The organism is Microbacterium sp. zg-YB36 (genome assembly GCF_024623575.2).
Classification (GTDB): Bacteria; Actinomycetota; Actinomycetes; order Actinomycetales; family Microbacteriaceae; genus Microbacterium.
The window spans coordinates 62,988-81,755 of record NZ_JANJFD020000002.1 but is presented as its reverse complement, the minus strand read 5'-3'; the positions used below and the strand labels follow the sequence as shown (position 1 = coordinate 81,755).

General features: G+C 71.3%; 16 protein-coding genes. 7 read left to right on the top strand and 9 right to left on the bottom strand.

What is annotated here, in order from left to right:
- Positions 1 to 1,122 (top strand): glycoside hydrolase family 3 C-terminal domain-containing protein (locus NQ151_RS09280; RefSeq protein ID WP_257527893.1); only part of this gene is annotated, 1,122 nt, incomplete at its 5' end.
- Between the two features lie 70 nt (positions 1,123 to 1,192).
- Here the strand turns inward: NQ151_RS09280 and NQ151_RS09275 are convergent.
- Entirely contained in the window at positions 1,193 to 2,251 is a 1,059-nt protein-coding gene (locus NQ151_RS09275) for an SDR family NAD(P)-dependent oxidoreductase (RefSeq protein ID WP_257527892.1), read from the bottom strand.
- Between the two features lie 49 nt (positions 2,252 to 2,300).
- Here NQ151_RS09275 and NQ151_RS09270 point away from each other — a divergent pair, with 49 nt between their 5' ends.
- Both NQ151_RS09270 and NQ151_RS09265 read left to right on the top strand, forming a co-directional pair.
- On the top strand, positions 2,301 to 2,867 hold the full coding sequence (locus NQ151_RS09270) for a TetR family transcriptional regulator (RefSeq protein ID WP_257507601.1): 567 nt from the start codon (positions 2,301 to 2,303) through the stop codon (positions 2,865 to 2,867).
- Between the two features lie 72 nt (positions 2,868 to 2,939).
- A complete protein-coding gene (locus tag NQ151_RS09265; RefSeq protein WP_257507602.1) occupies positions 2,940 to 4,271 on the top strand; it encodes an APC family permease in 1,332 nt (443 codons plus the stop codon).
- Here NQ151_RS09265 and NQ151_RS09260 read toward each other — a convergent pair.
- The 3 genes from NQ151_RS09260 to NQ151_RS09250 form a co-directional block, all read right to left on the bottom strand.
- Positions 4,261 to 5,097, bottom strand: a complete 837-nt coding sequence (locus NQ151_RS09260; protein ID WP_257527891.1) for an alpha/beta fold hydrolase — start codon at positions 5,095 to 5,097, stop codon at positions 4,261 to 4,263. The genes NQ151_RS09265 and NQ151_RS09260 overlap by 11 nt on opposite strands.
- A gap of 139 nt (positions 5,098 to 5,236) precedes the next feature.
- Positions 5,237 to 5,710 carry a MarR family winged helix-turn-helix transcriptional regulator gene (locus NQ151_RS09255; RefSeq protein ID WP_257507604.1) on the bottom strand — a complete coding sequence of 158 codons (474 nt, stop codon included), beginning with the start codon at positions 5,708 to 5,710 and terminating at the stop codon, positions 5,237 to 5,239.
- A gap of 80 nt (positions 5,711 to 5,790) precedes the next feature.
- Complete coding sequence (locus tag NQ151_RS09250) at positions 5,791 to 6,930, bottom strand: FAD-dependent oxidoreductase (protein ID WP_257507605.1); 1,140 nt, start codon at positions 6,928 to 6,930, stop codon at positions 5,791 to 5,793.
- 227 nt (positions 6,931 to 7,157) lie between these two features.
- On the opposite strand from NQ151_RS09250, the gene NQ151_RS09245 reads away from it, so the two are divergent.
- Genes NQ151_RS09245 through NQ151_RS09235 form a run of 3 tightly spaced genes read left to right on the top strand, consistent with a single transcriptional unit; the run spans position 7,158 to position 10,693 of the window.
- Positions 7,158 to 8,693 (top strand): sugar ABC transporter ATP-binding protein, encoded by a 1,536-nt coding sequence (locus tag NQ151_RS09245; RefSeq protein ID WP_257507606.1) that lies wholly within the window; start codon positions 7,158 to 7,160, stop codon positions 8,691 to 8,693.
- Positions 8,686 to 9,669, top strand: a complete 984-nt coding sequence (locus tag NQ151_RS09240; protein WP_257527890.1) for an ABC transporter permease — start codon at positions 8,686 to 8,688, stop codon at positions 9,667 to 9,669. Before NQ151_RS09245 ends, NQ151_RS09240 begins: the two co-directional genes overlap by 8 nt.
- Before the next feature lie 55 nt (positions 9,670 to 9,724).
- Complete coding sequence (locus NQ151_RS09235) at positions 9,725 to 10,693, top strand: sugar ABC transporter substrate-binding protein (RefSeq protein ID WP_257527889.1); 969 nt, start codon at positions 9,725 to 9,727, stop codon at positions 10,691 to 10,693.
- 137 nt (positions 10,694 to 10,830) lie between these two features.
- On the opposite strand, the gene galK is transcribed toward NQ151_RS09235, so the two are convergent.
- On the bottom strand, positions 10,831 to 12,021 hold the full coding sequence (gene galK / locus NQ151_RS09230) for a galactokinase (protein WP_257507609.1): 1,191 nt from the start codon (positions 12,019 to 12,021) through the stop codon (positions 10,831 to 10,833).
- Positions 12,018 to 13,187 carry a galactose-1-phosphate uridylyltransferase gene (galT, locus tag NQ151_RS09225; protein ID WP_257527897.1) on the bottom strand — a complete coding sequence of 390 codons (1,170 nt, stop codon included), beginning with the start codon at positions 13,185 to 13,187 and terminating at the stop codon, positions 12,018 to 12,020. The genes galK and galT overlap by 4 nt, the downstream gene beginning before the upstream one ends.
- Positions 13,188 to 13,317: 130 nt before the next feature.
- Between galT and NQ151_RS09220 the strand changes: the two genes are divergently transcribed.
- Entirely contained in the window at positions 13,318 to 14,343 is a 1,026-nt protein-coding gene (locus NQ151_RS09220; protein WP_257527896.1) for a LacI family DNA-binding transcriptional regulator, read from the top strand.
- 108 nt (positions 14,344 to 14,451) lie between these two features.
- Here the strand turns inward: NQ151_RS09220 and galE are convergent, their stop codons facing one another.
- The 3 genes from galE to NQ151_RS09205 form a co-directional block, all read right to left on the bottom strand.
- The gene (gene galE, locus NQ151_RS09215; protein ID WP_257507610.1) at positions 14,452 to 15,429 is read right to left on the bottom strand and encodes a UDP-glucose 4-epimerase GalE; all 978 of its coding nucleotides are present in this window, start codon (positions 15,427 to 15,429) and stop codon (positions 14,452 to 14,454) included.
- Between the two features lie 30 nt (positions 15,430 to 15,459).
- A complete protein-coding gene (locus tag NQ151_RS09210; RefSeq protein ID WP_257527888.1) occupies positions 15,460 to 17,217 on the bottom strand; it encodes a glycoside hydrolase family 35 protein in 1,758 nt (585 codons plus the stop codon).
- 98 nt (positions 17,218 to 17,315) lie between these two features.
- Complete coding sequence (locus NQ151_RS09205) at positions 17,316 to 18,758, bottom strand: aldehyde dehydrogenase (NADP(+)) (protein WP_257527887.1); 1,443 nt, start codon at positions 18,756 to 18,758, stop codon at positions 17,316 to 17,318.
- Positions 18,759 to 18,768: the final 10 nt, after the last annotated feature.

Genomic DNA, 18,768 nt, shown 5'->3' with positions numbered 1-18,768 from the left:
GGCGACGCGGACCCCGAGGCGGTTGCCGGGGGGCTGGGGCCGGCGGCGGCCGCCGCCGCGGCATCCGCCGACACCGCGGTGCTGTTCCTGGGGCTGCCGGCGGCGGCGGAGTCGGAGGGATTCGACCGCGAGCACATCGACCTGCCTGCCGACCAGCTGGAGCTGCTCGACGCGGTCGTCGCCGCGAACCCCCGCACGGTCGTCGTGCTCTCCCACGGCGGAGTGGTCGCCCTGCCGTTCCGCGACCAGGTGCCGGCGATCGTCGAGGCGTGGCTGCTGGGCCAGGCCGGCGGCGGGGCGACCGCCGACGTGCTGTTCGGCGTCGTCAACCCGTCGGGCAAGCTCACCGAGACGATTCCGCTGCGGCTGGCGGACACCCCCGCGTTCGGCAACTTTCCCGGTGAGGCGGGTCACGTCCGCTACGGCGAGGGCATCCTCGTCGGCTACCGCGGATTCGACGCGCGGGGCACCGAGGTGGCCTACCCGTTCGGCCACGGGCTGTCGTACACGACGTTCCGGTACGGCGCGCCGGTGGCATCCATCACCACCGATGGCGACCTCGCCGTCACCGTGTCCGTCACCAACACCGGCGATCGCGCCGGCCGCGAGGTCGTGCAGGTCTACACATCGCTCCCCGGTTCGGCGGTTCCGCGTCCGCCGCGGGAGCTGCGGGCCTTCGCCTCGGTCGCCCTGGATGCGGGCGAGGTCCGTGACGTGGAGCTGGTCATCCCGCGCGCGGACCTGGCCCACTGGGACCTGCGCGTGGACGGCTGGGTCGTCGAAGGCGGTGATTACCGGGTCGAGGTGGCCGCCTCCAGTCGGGACGTGCGAGGTACGCAGGTCGTCACCGTCGCCGGCGACGAGGTGCGGCTGCCGCTGACGATGGCGTCGTCGGTGGGGGAACTGCTCGCGCACCCGGTGGCCGGCCCGATCGTGACGGAGGCGATGGGTGGCCTGCTGCAGGGCTCGGGGGCGGGTTCGCTCATGCCCGACGAGGCGATGCAGAAGATGATGGCGTCGTTCCCCATCGGGCGGCTCGCAGGTTTCCCCGGGCTGCCGGTCACGCCGGAGCAGATCGAGCAGCTCGTGGCGATGGCGAACGACCCCGCCGCTGCGCAGTAGCGCGCGCGAGCCAAGTAAATGGCCCTGGGCGCGCGACCGCGCACCCAGGGCCTATCGGCGCCCGTTCGGGTCAGGCAGCCGACCATCCTCCATCGCTGGCGAGCGTGACGCCGTTGACGTTCACGCCGTCGTCGCTCAGCAGGAAGGTGATGGATGCCGCCAAGGCGTCAGCCTCGACGGGGTCGGGGAGGATCGCCATGGCGTTGCGCACACGCTCGGCGCCCAGCGGCGAGGCGAAGGTGGCCTCGATGTTGGTGATGGTCGCGCCCGGGGCGACGGCGTTGCAGCGGATGCCGCTGGGGCCGTACATGAACGCGGTGGACTTCGTCAGGCCCACGACGGCGTGCTTGGACGCGGTGTAGGCGGCACCGGCGGCGGAGCCGCGCAGCGCTGCCTCGGAGGCGGTGTTGACGATCGAGCCGCCGCCCTGGGCGAGCATCGTGGGGATCACTGCGCGGATGAGCTTCATGGTGCCGGTGACGTTGATGGCGATGACGCGGTTCCACACGGCGTCGCTGACCTCGCCGATCGGCGTCATGTCGTCCATGATGCCGGCGATGTTCGCGAGGCCGTCGATGGTCTCACCAGCTGCGTCGAGGATTCGGGCGATGCCGGCGTCGTCGGTGATGTCGGCGACGACCACGGTGATGTCGGCGCCGGGGTGCTCGGCGGCGAACTCGTCCAGGCGCTCCTGGCTGACGTCGACGGCGACGACGCGGCCGCCTTCGCGGACGATGCGCGAGGCGGTGGCGCGGCCGATGCCGGAGCCGGCGCCGGTGACGATGTGGGTCTGGCCGGTGAAGCGGCCCTGGTCGATGCGCTCGGTCCACTCCCGCAGCGGCACGGCGGGCGCGTCGCCTGTCTCTGTGGCGGATTCCACGGGGGTCGGGGTGACGCCGACGGGCACTTCGCCGGCGGTGGCGCGGCGGATGAGCTCATCGAGCATCTCCTGCGTGAAGGAGCCGCGGCTGAGCTTGATGAGGCGTTTGATCGCGAGGCGCTTGACCGGCTTGAACACGTCGGGGCTCTGCCCGCCCTGCGCCAGCATGTCGGTGAGGATCGCGTTGCCGGCCGAGTCGGCCAGCCAGTCGGCGATGGCCGAATCCCCGGAGAGCGGTGTGGTTGCCATGGTGTGATCCCCTTACCGGACAGGTGTGTCCGGTAATAACGTTATACCCGTGGAAGATGAACGGGAAGCTCGGCGAAAGGCCAACCGCGGGCGCGCGGCGGGACCGGAGAACCGGCTCGCGCTGCTGCGCGCAGCCCGCGAGGTGTTCAGCGAGACCGGTCTGGCGACGCCGTTCTCGGCCGTGGCCAAGCGTGCCGGCGTCGGGCAGGGAAGCCTGTACCGGCACTTCCCGGACCGCACCGCGCTGGCGGCGGCCATCTTCGAGGAGAACGTCGCGGCGATCGAGGCGCACACCGCGCCGGAGGACCGCACGATCGAGGACCTCTTCGACGTGATCGTCGAGCAGGCCGTGGTGTCCACAGCGCTGATCGATCTGACCGTGCGCAACCGGCACGACCCGCATGTGGTGGCCGTCGGCGTGCGCTTCCGCGAGCTCGTCGACCGCCTGCTGGTGCGCGAGCGCGCCGCCGGCCGCATCGGCGCGCACGTGGAGACCGCCGATGTCACCCTCGCGGTGGGGATGCTCGCCGGAGAACTGGCCCGCACCGACGAGTCCGAGCGGGCCGCGGTCGCCGCGCGCGCCCGAAAGCAGTTCCGTCGCGCTTTCGCAAGCTGAGAATCAGATCCCGGCCGCGACTTACACTGCCTGAGGCTCGGCCGGACCGGTCCGAGGATTGGGGAGGACGAAATGGCAGAGATCCGTGAGGCGCACCGGTCGCAGGACAAGCTCAAGCGGGGGATCACCGGTCCGCTGCTGTTCATGTTCGTCCTGGGCGACGTGCTGGGAGCGGGCATCTACGCGCTCATGGGCGTGCTGTCGGCCGAGGTCGGCGATGCGCTGTGGGCGCCGCTGCTGGTGGCGCTGTTGCTCGCGCTGCTCACGGCCGGCTCCTACGCCGAGCTGGTCACCAAGTACCCGCGCGCCGGCGGGGCGGCGGTGTTCGCCGAGCGGGCGTTCAAGGTCAAGCCGGTGTCGTTCCTGGTGGGATTCAGCATGCTCGCCGCGGGTGTGGTCAGCGCCGCGGGGCTTGCGCTGGCGTTCGCCGGTGACTACCTCACGAGGTTCATCGACGTGCCGCCGACCCTCGCCGCGATCGTGTTCCTGGCGCTCGTGGCGGCACTGAACGCCCGCGGCATCCGTGAATCGATGCGCACCAACCTCGTGATGACGTGCCTCGAACTGAGCGGCCTGGTCATCGTGATCGTCGCCGTGGCGATCATGCTCGGCTCCGGCGGTGGGGACCTCTCGCGGGTCGGCCAGTTCCCCACCGACACCTCGCCCGGCCTCGCCGTGCTCGGCGGCGCCATCATCGCCTACTACTCGTTCGTCGGGTTCGAGACGTCGGCGAACATCGTCGAGGAGGTCACCGCCCCCTCGCGGGTGTACCCGCGGGCCCTGTTCGGTTCGCTCATCGTCGCCGGGATCGTGTACGTGCTGGTGGGCCTGGCCAGTGCCATCGCCCTTCCCGCCGAGGACCTCGCCGGCTCCAGCGCGCCGCTGCTGGACGTCGTCGCGGCCACCGGCGTCCCGATCCCGGAGATCCTGTTCAGTCTCATCGCCCTCATCGCCGTCGCCAACGGCGCCCTGCTGACGATGATCATGGCCAGCCGCCTCGCGTTCGGCATGGCCGAGCAGGGGCTGCTGCCGCCGGTGCTGGGCAAGGTGCTCCCCAACCGCCGCACGCCCTGGGTGGCGATCATCGCCACCACCGCGGTCGCCATGCTGCTCGCGCTGGTGGGGGACCTGGCCACCCTCGCCGAGACCGTCGTGCTGCTGCTGCTGTTCGTCTTCCTCAGCACCAACATCGCCGTGCTGGTGCTGCGCCGCGAGAAGGTCGACCACGATCACTTCCGGGTGTGGTCGTTCGTCCCGGTGCTGGGAGCGGCATCGTGCGTGCTGCTGCTCAGCCAGCAGAGCGCGCAGGTCTGGCTGTTCGGCGCCGTGTTGCTCGCCGTCGGCGGCATCCTCTACCTGATCTCGCGCCTCGTCCGCGGACGCCAGGCGCCGGTCAGGAGTTGAGGAACGCCAGCAGGGTCTCGTTGACCTCGTCGCCGTGGGTCCACAGCATCCCGTGCGGGGCACCCTCGATCTCGACGTAGGTGGCATCCGGCAGGAGTTCCCGGAAGCGCCGGCCGGTGGCGTCGATGGGCAGGATGTTGTCGGCGGTGCCGTGCACGATGAGAGTCGGCACCGTGATCTGCGCGATGTCAGCGCGGAAGTCGGTCGGCCAGGTCAGCGGCGCCGCGGCGATCGCGGTGTTGCCGGCGAGGTTGGCCACCGCGACGCTCGCGTCGACGGCTTCTTGCGAGACGCGCTCGCCGAGCAGGTCGTCGAGGTTGTAGAAGTCGTGGAAGAAGCCGGTGAGGAACGCGTACCGGTCCTTGCGCACGGCGTCGGAGGTCTCCTGGAAGTAAGCCGCCGGTGCCGCGCCGTCGGGGTTGTCGTCGGTGATGGCCAGGTAGGGCTCCAGTGAGCCGAGGAACGCCGCCTGCGACACCCGGCCGGCGCCGTACCGGGAGAGGTACCGGGCGACCTCGCCGGTGCCCATCGAGAAGCCGACGAGGGCGGCATCCTCCAGCTCCAGCTCTTCCATCAGCGCATGCAGGTCGGCGGCGAGGGTGTCGAAGTCGTAGCCCGATCCTGCCTTGGTCGACGCGCCGAAGCCGCGGCGGTCGTACGCGATCACGCGGAAGCCGCCGTCCAGCAGCGCCGCCTGCTGCTTGGTCCACGACTCGCCGTTCAACGGGAAGCCGTGGATCAGCACGACCGGCCGGCCGGTGCCCTGATCGGTGTAGTAGAGGTCGATGTCGGCAGAGTTCTCGGTCGCCACGGTGATGTACGCCACGGTTTCTCCTCGCGTCGAGGGGGACGGATGCCTCGACTCACGCTCGACGGTAGAGGTACACCTCGGCCGGGCACCAGGGGTTGCGGCCGGTGCGGGTGCCGGCCCAGGTGGCTGACAGGGGCCCGGCGGCACGTGAGCCTCACTCGGTGGCGATGGTCTCCTCATCGCTCGGCCGGAGCAGTTTCAGCAGCGCGTCCAAGGCTGGTCGCGCGCGGGCGAGGGCGTCGACCTGCTCCTGGTCGAGCGCGCCGAGCGCCGCGTGCACCGGGGCGGCCCACGCGGCGGAGATCGCCTGGTGCTCCGCGATTCCTGCCGCTGTGGCATCGATGTGAGCGATGCGTCGGTCGGCGTCGGATTGCCGCCGCACCACCAGGCCGCGCTGGATGAGGGCTCGCAGCGCCGCGCTCACGTTCGGCTGGCGCAGCCCCAGGTTCTGCGCCAAGTCACCGACGGTCGTGCCCGGCGTATCGATGATCTGCTTGAGCAGGGCGATCTCCGTTGTCGGGATCGGGCCGACTCCGGCGCGATCGGGCGCCCGGCGGTGGATCGTCCATGCCAGCTCGCGTAACGCTGCCGCGACGTCGCGACGGAGAGGGTCGACCGGGTCAGCCATGGGAAATGCAGTCTATCGATGCCCGCGGACCCTGCCTGCGACGCGAGGAGGCGCCACACGCCGGCGGGGTCCGCGGTGGTTCAGAACGGCTCGGCCAAGACCTTGAGCACGTGATTGGTCGCGCTGACGTTGTCGAAGTCGGGCCGCAACCCCTTCTCCCACTCGGCGATCGCCAGACAGGTGTCCACGACGAGCTTGCACCGGTCGTAGCGGCGGTCGGTGTAGGCGATGAAGGCATCCTCCACGTTCTCCCGCACCGACAGCGACTCCGCCAGCACGACACCGTCCTCGATGGCCTGCGCCGCACCCTGCCCGAGGTGGGGGGTCACCGCGTGCACGGCATCACCGATGAGCACGATGCGCCCCTTGTGCCATGGGCCGGGCGCGATGAGAGACTCCTCCGGTCGCAGCACGATGTCCTCGGGCTTGGCGCGGGAGATGTGCGCGTCGCGGACGCGGCCGGTGAGACCGCCGAACGGTGCCAGGTGCGCCATGAGCGCCTCGACGAGATCCTCCTGCCGCGGGCGGGCGTCGCGGGCCATCTCGGCGTTGAAGAAGAAGTACGCAAGATCCGGTCCGATCGGCACGAAACCGGCCATGCCGTGGGCGCTCGCCTGCAGGACGATCCGGTCGATCTCGGGCTCGCGGGGGATGTTCACGCGATAGGCGGACTGGCCGATGTAATAGGGGGTCAACTCGGTGGGCAGCACGTACCGCCGCACCTGCGACCGCACGCCGTCGGCACCCACGACCACGTCGTAGGTCTCTGAGGTCTCGTCCGAGAACACGACGGTCACGCCGTCGTCGTGCGGCTCAAGGGCGGCGAAGGTCATGGAGTAGCGCACGTGCACGCCCACCTCCAGCGCCCGCGAGGTGAGGATCTCGTGCAGCCGCGGGCGGGTCACCCCGTTCATCGGGGGGAAGTCCGAGTCGGGGATCAGGGTCCCGGGCATGTCCCGCAGGAAGTTGCCGTCGACGTCGTACATGCTGCCCCAGGCGGCGGCGCTATAGCCGGAATCGAGGCACGCGGTGGCGCAGCCGATCGCGTCGAGGGCTCGCAGGGCGTTGGCGGGCTGGATGATCCCGACGCCGTAGACCGACGAGTGCGCGTCGGGCTGCTTCTCGATCACGGTGACGAGGTTGCCGGCTTGACGGAGGGCGATCGCGGCCGACAGGCCGCCGATCCCGCCGCCGACGACGAGGATGCTGCGCTGGGACATGTTCTCCTGCTTCCTTGCGAGGAGCCGCGCTGCATCGCACGGCCACGTCAAGCACGGTAGTGGCCGCATGCCCCGATCGGTGCCGTCGAAACCCGAAACATATGTATGCATATATATGCCTCCTTATGCTTCGGTGCACTGGGGAGGATGGCGGCACGCACCCCATCTCCGGGGTTGCCTCGCGGACGAACGCCGTCCGCGCAGACTGCGATGGCGCAGGGAGCACAGTGCCGGATTCATCCACTGACCGCCCTGCGCGGCCTCAGGCCGCGCAGGGCCCCCTGCTCGCGCTGACCGGCATCCACAAGTCCTTCGGCGGCGCGGCCGCGCTGCGAGACGTGGACTTCGATGTGGTCGCGGGCGAGGTGCATGCGCTGGTGGGCATGAACGGGGCCGGGAAGTCGACCCTCGTCGGGGTGATCAGCGGCGCGCACGTGCCCGACGACGGTGTCATGGTGTTCGACGGGGAGCTGCTCACCGGCCTGACCCCGCGCCGCGCCCGGGAGCACGGCATCGCAACGGTGCCGCAGAAGCGGGATCTCGTCGGCTCGCTCACTGTCGCCGAGAATCTCTTCCTGGGGGACTTGCCCCGTGTCGCCGGCGTCGTGTCGTGGGGTCGGATGATGCGCGAAGCCCAAGCCGCGCTGCGGGCCGTCGGGGTCGAGGTGGACCCCCGCCGCCGCGCCGGGGCGTTGACGGCGGCCGAGCAGACCATGGTCGAGATTGCCCGCGAAGTGCACCGCGGCGGCCGCGTGCTGGTGCTGGACGAGCCGACGGCTTCGCTCGGCGGTGCCGCCGCCATGCAGGTGCGCGCCCTGGTGAAGCGGCTGCGCGATCAGGGGCGCGCGGTCGTCTACATCTCACACCATCTCGATGAGATCCTCGATCTCGCCGATCGGGTCACGGTGCTGCGGGATGGCCGCCGGCGGTTGACGGTGGCTCGCGATGACCTCGACATCGGATCGCTGGTGTACGCCATGGTGGGCGAGCACGTTGACACCGAGCGCCCCGCGCGGGAACGCACCCCGGGCGAGGAACGGCTGCGCATCGACGGACTCACCGTGGGGCACCGGCTGCAGGATGCCTCGATCGATGTGCGAGCAGGGGAAGTCGTCGCCGTGCTCGGTCCGGCCGGCGATGGGCAGAGCGACCTGTTCGCCGCGCTCACCGGGCTGCGGGCGCCGGATGCCGGCACGCTGCGGGTCGACGGCGTCGACGTGCCGTGGCGGAGCGTGCGCCGATCGCTGGCGAGCGGGCTGCGCTGCGTCACCGGCGATCGTCTCTCCCAGGGGTTGGTCGTCGGCCTCACCGTCGATGAGAACATCACGATGGCACAGGACCGCGCCCAGGGCCGGGTGCTGGTGAACTGGGGCGCGCTGCGCAGGCGGGCCGCCGACCTGCGCGCCCGATTCGGAGTCACGACGCTGCAGGCCAACCCGCCCGTCGGGCAGCTCTCCGGCGGAAACCAGCAGAAGGTGCTGCTGGGCAAGTGGCTCGAGAGCGCACCGCGGGTGTGCTTCCTCGAAGAGCCCACCAACGGCGTGGACGTCGCCGCGAAGGCCGAGATCCACCGCCTCATCGACGACCTCGCCGCCGGCGGCAGTGCCGTGCTGCTTGCGTCGTCCGATGTCGCCGAGGTGCAGCGCCTCGCTGACCGCATCGCGGTGGTCAGCGCGGGTCGCGTGCTGGCCGTGCTCGATGTGGCCGACGCCTCCCGTGACCAGCTCGTCGCCCTGACCGTAGGAGACACCTCGCATGACTGAACTGCACCCCCTCACCTCCGCGACGGTGCTCGCTCGCCGCGCCACCCGGCCGTGGTGGATGCTGGGCGGTCACGCCGGCCTCATCGCCGTGATGCTGGTACTGGTCGTGGTCACCACGTTCGGCTCCGACGCCTTCCTCACCGCCAACAACCTGGTCAACGTGCTGCGGCAGGTGAGCGTCATCGCCGTGATCGCGGCGGGGCTCACGGTGCTCATGATCGCCGGGGGCATCGACTTCTCGATGGGATCCAACGCCGTGGTCACCATGGCCCTCGTCGCCCAGCTCATCGCCGGGGGAGCGGACACGGGCATGGCGATCATCGTCGGGCTGGTCGCGGCATCCGCCATTGGCCTCGTCAACGGCCTCGTGATCACCTTCACCAGCGTCGCGCCGTTCGTGGCGACACTGGCCACCGCGACGCTGCTCGACGGGCTGGCCCTGTTCATCCTCAACGGCATGAGCGTCTCCGCCGGCGAAGCGCTCTACACCTTCGGCAACGGCGCGGTGCTGGGCGTGCCGTATCTGCTCATCGCCGCCGCCGCGGTGTGTGTTGTACTCGGCCTCACCCTGCGGTACACCTCGTTCGGGCGCAATGCCTTCGCCATCGGCGGCAACGAGGACGTCGCACGGCTCAGCGGCATCGCCGTGGCCCGGACGAAGGTGTTGCTGTACACGCTGATGGGCGCTCTGGCCGGTCTCGCGGGAGTCATGATGCTCGCCAGGCTCGCCGCCGCGAGCCCCGGCGTCGCCGGGCTCACGATCGAACTGCAGGCAGTGGCCGCCGTCGTCATCGGCGGCACGGCGCTCGCCGGCGGCAAGGGCACGATGATCGGCACGGCGCTGGGCGTGCTGCTGCTGGGGATCGTCGCCAACGCCCTCAATCTGCTGGGCGTCTCGAGCTACCTGCAGCAGATGGCCGTCGGGACCGTGCTGCTGATCGCGGCCGTCGCCAACGCCTGGCAGCGCCGCCGCTGACACCTCCGACTCCTTCCCGCAACGACGCGGGACGGCACCCAGAAAGGGACCTCACATGAAGACACCGCACCGATTCGCCGCGCTCGCCGCGGCCACCCTGATCGCCGGCGCACTCGCCGGCTGCGCCGCCGACGCCGCTGACCCCGGGGGCACCGGCGACGGCGCCGCAGGAGAGGCCGCCGACCGCAGCATCGCGTTCATCAGTGGCGCGAACAATGAGTGGGGGTCCTGCCTGCAGGGTGGCGTGGAGGCGGCCGCGAGCGACGCCGGCGTCGAACTGCTTACGGCCAACTCCGACGCGGATGCAGCGAAGGAGCTCGCCAACGTTGAGGACATGATCTCCCGCGGGGTCGACGCGATCCTGTTGAACACGGTCAGCGTGGATGCGCTGCAGGGCGGCATCCAGAAGGCCGCCGCCGCAGGCGTGCCGCTTTACCTCATCGCCGTCGTCCCCGAGGACACCTCCGAGATCCTCGGTGCAACCGTGGTGGACCTGGCCGGCGCCGGTGCGCTGGCCGCCGGCTGGATCGCCGAGGATGCCGCGGGTGCCGAGGTCGCCGTTGGCGTCATCGCGGGTGCCCCCGGCGCGTCGAGCGACTACGTGGTCGCCGGGTTCGAGGGCGCGCTGCCGGCCAGTGCCACGATCGTGGCCAACCAGCCGGGAATGTTCAACCGCGCGGCGGCCCAGGGCGTGGCCGAGAACATGATCCAGGCCGAGCCCGACCTTGACTACGTGTTCGTGCTGAACGAGGACATGGCCTTCGGCGCCCGCACCGCCTTCGACGCCGCGGGTCGGGAGGATCTCGTCATCGTCACGATGAACGGCACGGAACCCGGGCTCGCTGCGATCGAGGAGGGGAAGTTCGCCGCCACGGTGTCCGACTCGGCGTCCAACCTGGGCGCGACGGCCGTCACCAACGCGCTCGCGCTGCTGGACGACGACTCCGCCGAGAAGATCTCGCAGGTGCAGATCTCACTCATCACACCGGATAACCTCGACGGCGCCGTGCCCTTCTGCGGCTGAGCCGTCTCGGCGTCTCCCCGGCTCACCGTCTCCCGTAAACAGGAGGAATCCCGGACACAGGACGATCCGCGCTGGATCGTCCTGTGCCGGTGATTCCTCCTGTACCGGTGAGATGCAGGCGGGGCGGATGCCGCCGGTCAGGCGTCGCGGTGGGCGCCGGCCGACGGGGCCACGGTGAAGATGTGTGGCGCGGCGAATCCGGCATCCGCGAACGCCTGCGTGACGGCATCCGTCACCGCCGCGACCCGCTCGTGCTCGACCAGCGCGATCGCGGAGCCGCCGAAGCCGCCCCCGGTCATGCGCGCGCCGATGGCACCGGCGGCGACGGCCGCCGTGACCGCGGTGTCCAGCTCCGGCACCGAGATCTCGAAGTCATCGCGCATCGATACGTGCGAGGCATCCAGCAGGCCGCCGATCGCGCGGGGGCCGTCGGCACGCAGCGCGGTGACGGTGTCCAGCACCCGCTGGTTCTCGGTCACCACGTGCCGGACGCGCCGGAAGGTGACGTCGTCCATCAGCTCGCGGGCACGGTCGAGGTCGGCCACCGATACGTCGCGCAGTGACGTCACGCCCATGATCGCGGCGCCCTTCTCGCACGAGGCGCGGCGCTCGCCGTAGCCGCCGGTGGCATGCGCGTGCTTCACGTGGGTGTCGATGACGACCAGTTCCAGCCCCGCGGCGGCGAAGCCGAGGTCGACCACGTGGACATCGAGCGAGCGGCAATCCAGGAAGATCGCGGCATCCGGCTGTCCCAGCATCGACGCCATCTGATCCATGATGCCGGTGGGGGCGCCCACCGCCTCGTTCTCGGCGCGGCGCCCGACCTTGGCCAGCGTCACGCGGTCGAGGTCGATGCCCCAGGTCTCAGCGAGAGCGGTTGCCGCTGCCCCTTCGATCGCGGCCGACGACGACAGCCCGGCGCCCACCGGGACGTCGGAGGCGAAAGCGAGGTCGACGCCGGTGACGGCGTCGGCGGAGAGCCCGGCGGCGTGCAGCAGCGCCCACGCGACACCGAGCGGGTAGGCGGACCACTCCGGCACGCGCGGCGCGTCCTCGCTCGGGAAGAGCGCGTCGAGGTCGGCGAGGGCCACCTCGACCGGCACCGGGTCAAACGTCGAGGTGACGCGGATGCGCCCGTCGGTGCGGGTGCCCAGAGCCACGTGCGTGCGGTGGGGGGTGGCGAACGGGAAGACGAAGCCGTCGTTGTAGTCGGTGTGCTCGCCGATGAGGTTCACTCGACCAGGTGCCGACCAGGTGCCCACCGGCTCGTTGCCGGTGAGGGTCGCGAACAGGTCGCGGGCGGCGTCCGCCGTGGGCTGAGCGGTCACAGGGAGACTCCTTCGATGGCGGTGCGCAGCCGGTCGGCGGCGACTTCGGGGGGCACATCGCCGATCCACGCGCCCATGGCGGCCTCGCTGCCGGCGAGGAACTTGAGCTTGTCGGCGGCGCGGCGGGGGCTGGTCAGCTGCAGGTTGAGCCGCACGGTGTCGCGGCCGTGGTTGACCGGCGCCTGATGCCACGCGGCGATGTAGGGCGTCGGGGAGTCGTAGAGCGCGTCGACGCCGCGCAGCAGCTTCAGGTACAGCGGCGCGAGCTCATCACGCTCGGCCTCGGTGGTCTCGGCGAAGTCGGCCACATGGCGATGCGGCAGCAGGTGCACCTCGATGGGCCAGCGGGCGGCGAACGGCACGAACGCCGTCCAGTGCTCACCGGCGATGAGCACGCGGTCGCTGCCTCGCTCGAAGTCGAGGATGCGCTGGAACAGATCCGGCGCGGTGCGGTCGATCGAATCCAGCAGGCGGGTGGTGCGCGGCGTGATGTAGGGGTACGCGTAGATCTGGCCGTGCGGGTGGGGGAGGGTGACGCCGATCGCCTCACCGCGGTTCTCGAACGGGAACACCTGCTCCACGCCGGGCAGCGCCGACAGCGCGGCCGTGCGGTCCGCCCATGCCTCGATCACGGTGCGGGCGCGCGTGACCGACAGCGTGCCGAACGACCCGGAGTGCTCCGGGCTGAAGCAGACCACTTCGCACCGGCCGACGGACGTGCGGGTGCGGCCGAGGCCGAGGTGCTCGAGGTCCTCGATGCCGCGGGGCGGGTCGACGGCGGCGGGGGCGTCGCCGTGGGCTTCGGCCAGGGCGGGACCGAACGAGGGGGACTTGTTCTCGAACACCGCGACGTCGTAGCGCGAGGGGATCTCCGACGGGTTCGTCGCCGTCTGCGGGGCGAGGGGGTCCAGCTCCGCCGGCGGCAGGAACGCGCGGTTCTGCCGGGAGGCTGCCACCGAGACCCAGTCGCCGGTGAGGACGTCCTGCCGCATCGTGGCCGTGGCCGGCCGCGGGTCCAGCACGCGGGCATCGACGGCCCGCTCGGCACCGAGCGTGGTGTCGGGGTCGTCGTAGTAGATGAGGTCGCGGCCGTCGGCCAGGCGCGTGGGGCGCTTGACGACGCCGGCACCGAGGGTGAGGGCTTCGGGGGCGTGGAACTCAGGCATGTTCACGTCAACATGGTATGCCCGCGCCTGTGTTATCGTCAACATGAGCTTGTGAGAGGGGATCGCCGTGGCCTACGACCCGTTGGCGGATCTGCGAGGACCCGAGCGCGCTAACGGCCGCCGGGTGTCCATGCTCGACGTCGCCGCGCGCGCCGGTGTCTCCGGGCAGACCGTCTCGCGCGTGGTCAACGCCAGCCCCCGCGTGGATCCCGTCACGCGGGAACGGGTGGAGCAGGCCATGGCCGAATTGGGCTACCGGCCGCACCGAGCCGCGCGGGCGCTGCGCACCGGCCGCACCCAGACCATCGGCCTGGTCGCGACGACGCTCGCGACCATCGGCAACTCCCGCATGCTGCAGGCCGTCGTCGAGGCCGCGGCCGGCCGCGGCTATGCCGTCACGGTGGTGACCCTCGATGCGGCATCCGGCATCGGCGACGCGTTCGCGCGCCTGCGCGACCAGGGTGTGGACGGGGCCATCGTGCTCAACGAGGCCACCGCCGTCGTGCGGGACGCGACTGCGCCGGCGGACCTTGCGCTCGTCGTCGTGGATTCGCCGCCGGACGACCGGTTCGCCGTCGTGCGCACCGACCACGCTGCCGGCGCCCGGGCGGCGACCGAGCACCTGCTCGCGCTGGGCCACGCGACCGTGTGGCACCTCGCCGGCCCCGAGGCGTCGTTCGCGGCGGGGGAGCGCGAACGCGGCTGGCGGGCGGCACTGGCAGGCGCAGGCCGTGAAGTGCCGCCGGTGGTGCGGGGCGATTGGACTGCGGCATCCGGGCGCGAGGCGGTCGCGGCGCTGGGCGCTCCCGACGCCGAGCTCACGGCGATCTTCGCCGCGAACGACCAGATGGCGCTGGGTGCGCTGCGGGCGCTGGCCGACGCCGGCCGCCGCGTGCCGGAGGAGGTCAGCGTCGTCGGGTTCGACGATGTGGCGGATGCCGCCGACTACCGGCCGCCGCTGACGACGGTCCGACAGGACTTCGACGAGCTGGGGGCTGCGGCCGTCGCCGCGCTCGTGGACGCGATCGAGGGCGCCGGCCATGCGTCGGTGCTGCTGCCCGCGACCCTCGTGCCGCGCGCGAGCACCGCGCCGCCGCCGAGCGCCGCACCGTCGCCGCCGAGCGCCGCACCGTCACGAGCACCGTCACGAGCGTAGGAAATGGGCCGAGCGTAGGAGATCCGCGCCGGCATCCGTCCTACCGTCGTCACATCTCCTACGCTCGGCACGCGCGGGGGCCGGATGCCGGCCGGCCGCGGGCCCGGCTCAGTCCGCCGCGCGGCGGGCTTCCCAGCCCGTGCGCACCATCTCGTCGACCGAGTACCGGTTCTCCCAGTTCAGGTCGCGGGCCGCGAGCTCGCCGGTGGCGACGATGCGGTCCGGGTCGCCGGCACGACGCGGCGCGATCTCGGGCGTGAAGTCGATGCCGGTGACGCGCGCCATGGCATCCATGATCTGCCGCACCGACAGGCCGTTGCGCGAACCCAGGTTGTAGGCCGCTTCCAGCGGCTCACCGGCGGACAGGCGCTCGGCCGCCACGACGTGAGCGGCGGCGATGTCGGCCACGTGCACGTAGTCGCGCACATTCGTGCCGTCGGGGGTGTCGTAGTCGTCGCCGTTGATGCGGGGTGTGCGGCCCTCGATGAGCGCCTCGAACACCAGCGGGAACAGGTTGTGCGGGCTGGTGTCGTACACCGTCGGGTCGCCGGAGCCGACGACGTTGAAGTAGCGCAGCGACGTGTGGCGCAGCGGCTTGTCGGCATCCGCCGTCGCCACTGCCTGGTCGCGGATGAGCCACTCGCCGATCAGCTTCGACTCGCCATAAGGGGAAGCGGGGCGCTTGGGGAGGTCCTCGACGACGAGCTCGACATCGGGCGTGCCGTAGACGGCGGCCGACGAGGAGAAGACCAGCTTGTCGACACCGGCATCCGCCATCGCCTGCAGCACGACGCGCGTACCATCGACGTTCTGCTCGTAGGTGTGCAGCGGACGCTTGACCGACACCCCGGCGTACTTGTACCCGGCGACGTGGATGACGCCTTCGACGCCGTGGTCGCGGAGGGTCGTCGTGACCAGCTCGCGGTCAAGGATCGTCCCCTGCACGAACGGCACCCCCTCGGGCACGAACGACGCGTGGCCGCTGGAGAGGTCGTCGATGACGACGGGGTCAAGCCCCGCCGAAGCGAGTGCGCGGACGACGTGGGCACCGATATAACCGGCACCGCCGGTGACAAGCCAAGACATGTATCCATCCTGCCGGATGGCTCGGCGCGGCTACTCCACCTCGTGTCCCAAGTTGGGACGGGCGACGAAGCGCGCCGTCGCATCGGTGAGCGTCTCGAGTTCGACGATGACGAGGTCGTTGCGGCCGGCGCGGGTGACGGGGCCGGGCACGTAGAGCGTGCGCTGCGGGCCGCGGCGCCAGTAGCGGCCGAGGAAGAACCCGTTGACCCAGGCGTAGCCCTTGCCCCAGCCGGCGGTGTCGAGGAAGAGATCTGCGGATGCCGCGAGCTCGAAGGACCCTCGCAAGCCCACCGGCCCCGCGGCGCGGCCGCCCGCGAGTGTGCCGCCGGGCGCGGCATCCGCGACCGCCTGCGCGAGAGCGGGGACATCGAATGTGCGTACGTGCCACGGGCCGGCGATCGGCTCGCCATCCAGGCGCACGTCGCCGACGATCCCCTTGGGCTCGCCGATCTTGGTGTCGTAGTTGACCCGGCCGGTCTCCTCCACGAGCATCCGCAGCTCATTGCCGGCAGGAACAGGCAGGGCCAGGTCGCCGATCGTGCGCTGCAGGATGCCGGTGGGCCGGTCGTCGACCGACACCCAGGCGTAGTCGCGCACGTCGGCCTCGAGCACGCGGGTGCGGTCGGTGTCGATGGCCGCCGCGTACTCGGCCAGCACCAGCTGCGGGCCCAGCTCGTCGAGCGTGGGCGCGGTGGCGAACGTGCCGTGGTCGATGGCGACGAGGGGCAGCGGGTCGCCGACGGACTCGAGCGGCACGGACAGTACCGGCGCGTCGACGGGCTCGGGGAGTGGCTCGTCCGGCACGGGGGCGTGCTTGGCGATCACGTCACGGAACGCGCGGAACTTCTCGGTGATGTCGCCGGATTCGGAGATGGGGGAGTCGTAGTCGTAAGAGGTGACCATCGGGAGGTACCGCCCGGAGTCGTTCGCGCCGTTGGTGAGGCCGAAGTTCGTGCCGCCGTGCACCATGTAGATGTTCACCGATGCACCCGAGGTGAGCAGCTCATCGAGGTCGCGGGCCGAGTCGGCGAACGTCGTGGTGTGGTGCTTCTCGCCCCAGTGGTCGAACCAGCCGCACCAGAACTCCATGCACATCAGCGGACCTGTCGGCTGGTGTTCGCGGAGCGTGGTGAGGCGCTCGGAGATGCGGGCGCCGAACGACCCGGTCTTGTGCAGGCCCTCGTGCGCGCCGCCGGTGAGCATGTGGGGGATCGGCTGGTCCACCTGGGTCAGCGGCACCGTGATGCCCGCCGCCCGGGTCACCCGGATGAGCTCGGCCAGATACGCCTTGTCGGAGCCGTAGGCGCCGTACTCGTTCTCGATCTGCACCAGGATGACGCTGCCGCCCTGGTCGATCTGCCGGGGTGCGACGATCGCGTTGACCCGGTCGAGATAGCTCGTCACCGCCGCGAGGTAGGTCGGGTCGGAGCTGCGCAGTGTCATCTCGGTGTCGGCGGTGAGCCAGGTGGGCAGGCCGCCGTTGTGCCACTCGGCGCAGACGTAGGGCCCGGGACGCACGATCGCGTGCATGCCCTCCTCGGCGATGAGGTCGAGGAACCGGCCGAGGTCCAGCGCGCCGCTGGCATCCCACTGACCCGGGACGGGTTCGTGTGCGTTCCAGAAGACATAGGTCTCGATGGCGTTCAGTCCCATGAGCTTCGCCTTGCGCAGCCGGTCGCGCCACAGGTCAGGGTGCACGCGCGGGTAATGCATCGCGCCGGAGATGATCCGGTGCGGCTCGCCGTCGAGCAGGAAGTCGGTCTCGCCGATCTGGAAGCGGGAGGTCATAAGCCCAGTTTACCCGGGAAGCGCTTTCCTGTCCGGGGGCCCGGCGGCGCCGGCGCACAATTCAGGAAGAACCGGGTCAGCGGTCGTCCGGATGCCGGCTACGGCACTGTCAGCACGCCGTTGCGACGGTGTGGCAGCCGCGCGAGCGCCTCGTCGCGCAGCACCGGCGGCAGCAGGCGCTCCGGGGCGTCCTGGAACGCGATCGGCCGCAGGAACCGCCGGATGGCGGTCGCACCGACCGACGTGTGCAGCGACGTCGTGGCAGGCCACGGTCCGCCGTGCTGCTGCGACCACGTGACGGCGACCCCGGTCGGCCACCCCGCGAAGAGCACCCGCCCGGCGCGATCCTGCAACAGCGCGAGCGTCTCGGCGACGTCGTCGCCCTCCTCAGCGTGCAGCGTCGCGGTGAGGCTTCCCGGCACGGCGCGCAGCGCACGGTGCAGGTCGTCGTCGCCGTCGTAGCGCACCAGCAGCGTCACCGGCCCGAAGCACTCCTCCAGCAGCGTCTCGGGGCGGTCGGCGACGGCGGCGGCATCCGTCGCCAGCACGATCGGCCGTGCTCCGTCGGGGGTCTCGGCACCGCGGGCGACGACCTCGACCGACTCATCGGCGGTGAGCGCGTCGATGCCCGCCGGGAACGCCTCGGTGATGCGGTCGGTGAGCAGGGGCCCGCCCAACGCGCCGACGACCGCAGCGGCGACAGTCGCCTCGAATCCCGCTCCCCGCGGCACGAACACCACACCGGGCTTGGTGCAGAACTGGCCGACGCCGAGGGTGAACGAGCCCGCCAGCCCGGTGGCCAGCTGCGCGCCGCGCGTGGCGACGGCGGCGGGAGTGATCACGACGGGATTGACGCTGCCCAGCTCCCCGTAGAACGGGATCGGGTCGGGTCGGGCGCCGGCCAGGTCGAACAGCGCGCGCCCGCCGGCGACCGAGCCGGTGAAGCCGGCAGCGCGGACGACCGGATGCCGCACCAGCGCGTTCCCGGCCTCCCGCCCCTCCACGAGCGCGAGCGACCCGGCCGGCGCGCCGGCGGCCTCCAGCGCCGCGGCCGCGATCTCGGCGGTGCGCCGCGACAGCTCCGGGTGCCCGGAGTGCGCCTTCACGATCACGGGGTTGCCCGCCGCGAGGGCGGAGGCGGTGTCGCCGCCTGCCACCGAGAACGCGAACGGGAAGTTCGACGCCGAGAACACCGCGACCGGCCCGACCCCGGTGAGCATGCGGCGCAGTTCCGGTCGCGGCGGGGTGGCCGCGGCATCCGCGTCGTCGACGATCAGCTCCAAGTACGAGCCCTCCTCTACGACAGAAGCGAACAGCCGCAGCTGGCCCGTGGTGCGCCCGACCTCGCCGCGCAGGCGGGTTTCGCCCAGCCGCGTCTCGCGGTCGGCGATCGGCACGAGTTCGTCGGCGGCGCTGTCCAGCGCGTCGGCGAGCGCGCGCAGCCATCCGGCGCGGTCGGGTGCCGACGAGGTGCGCCACACCGGCGCTGCGGCAGCGGCGGCGGCGGCGATCTCGTCGAGCTGTTCGGCGGTGGTGGTCATGACGGGTCCT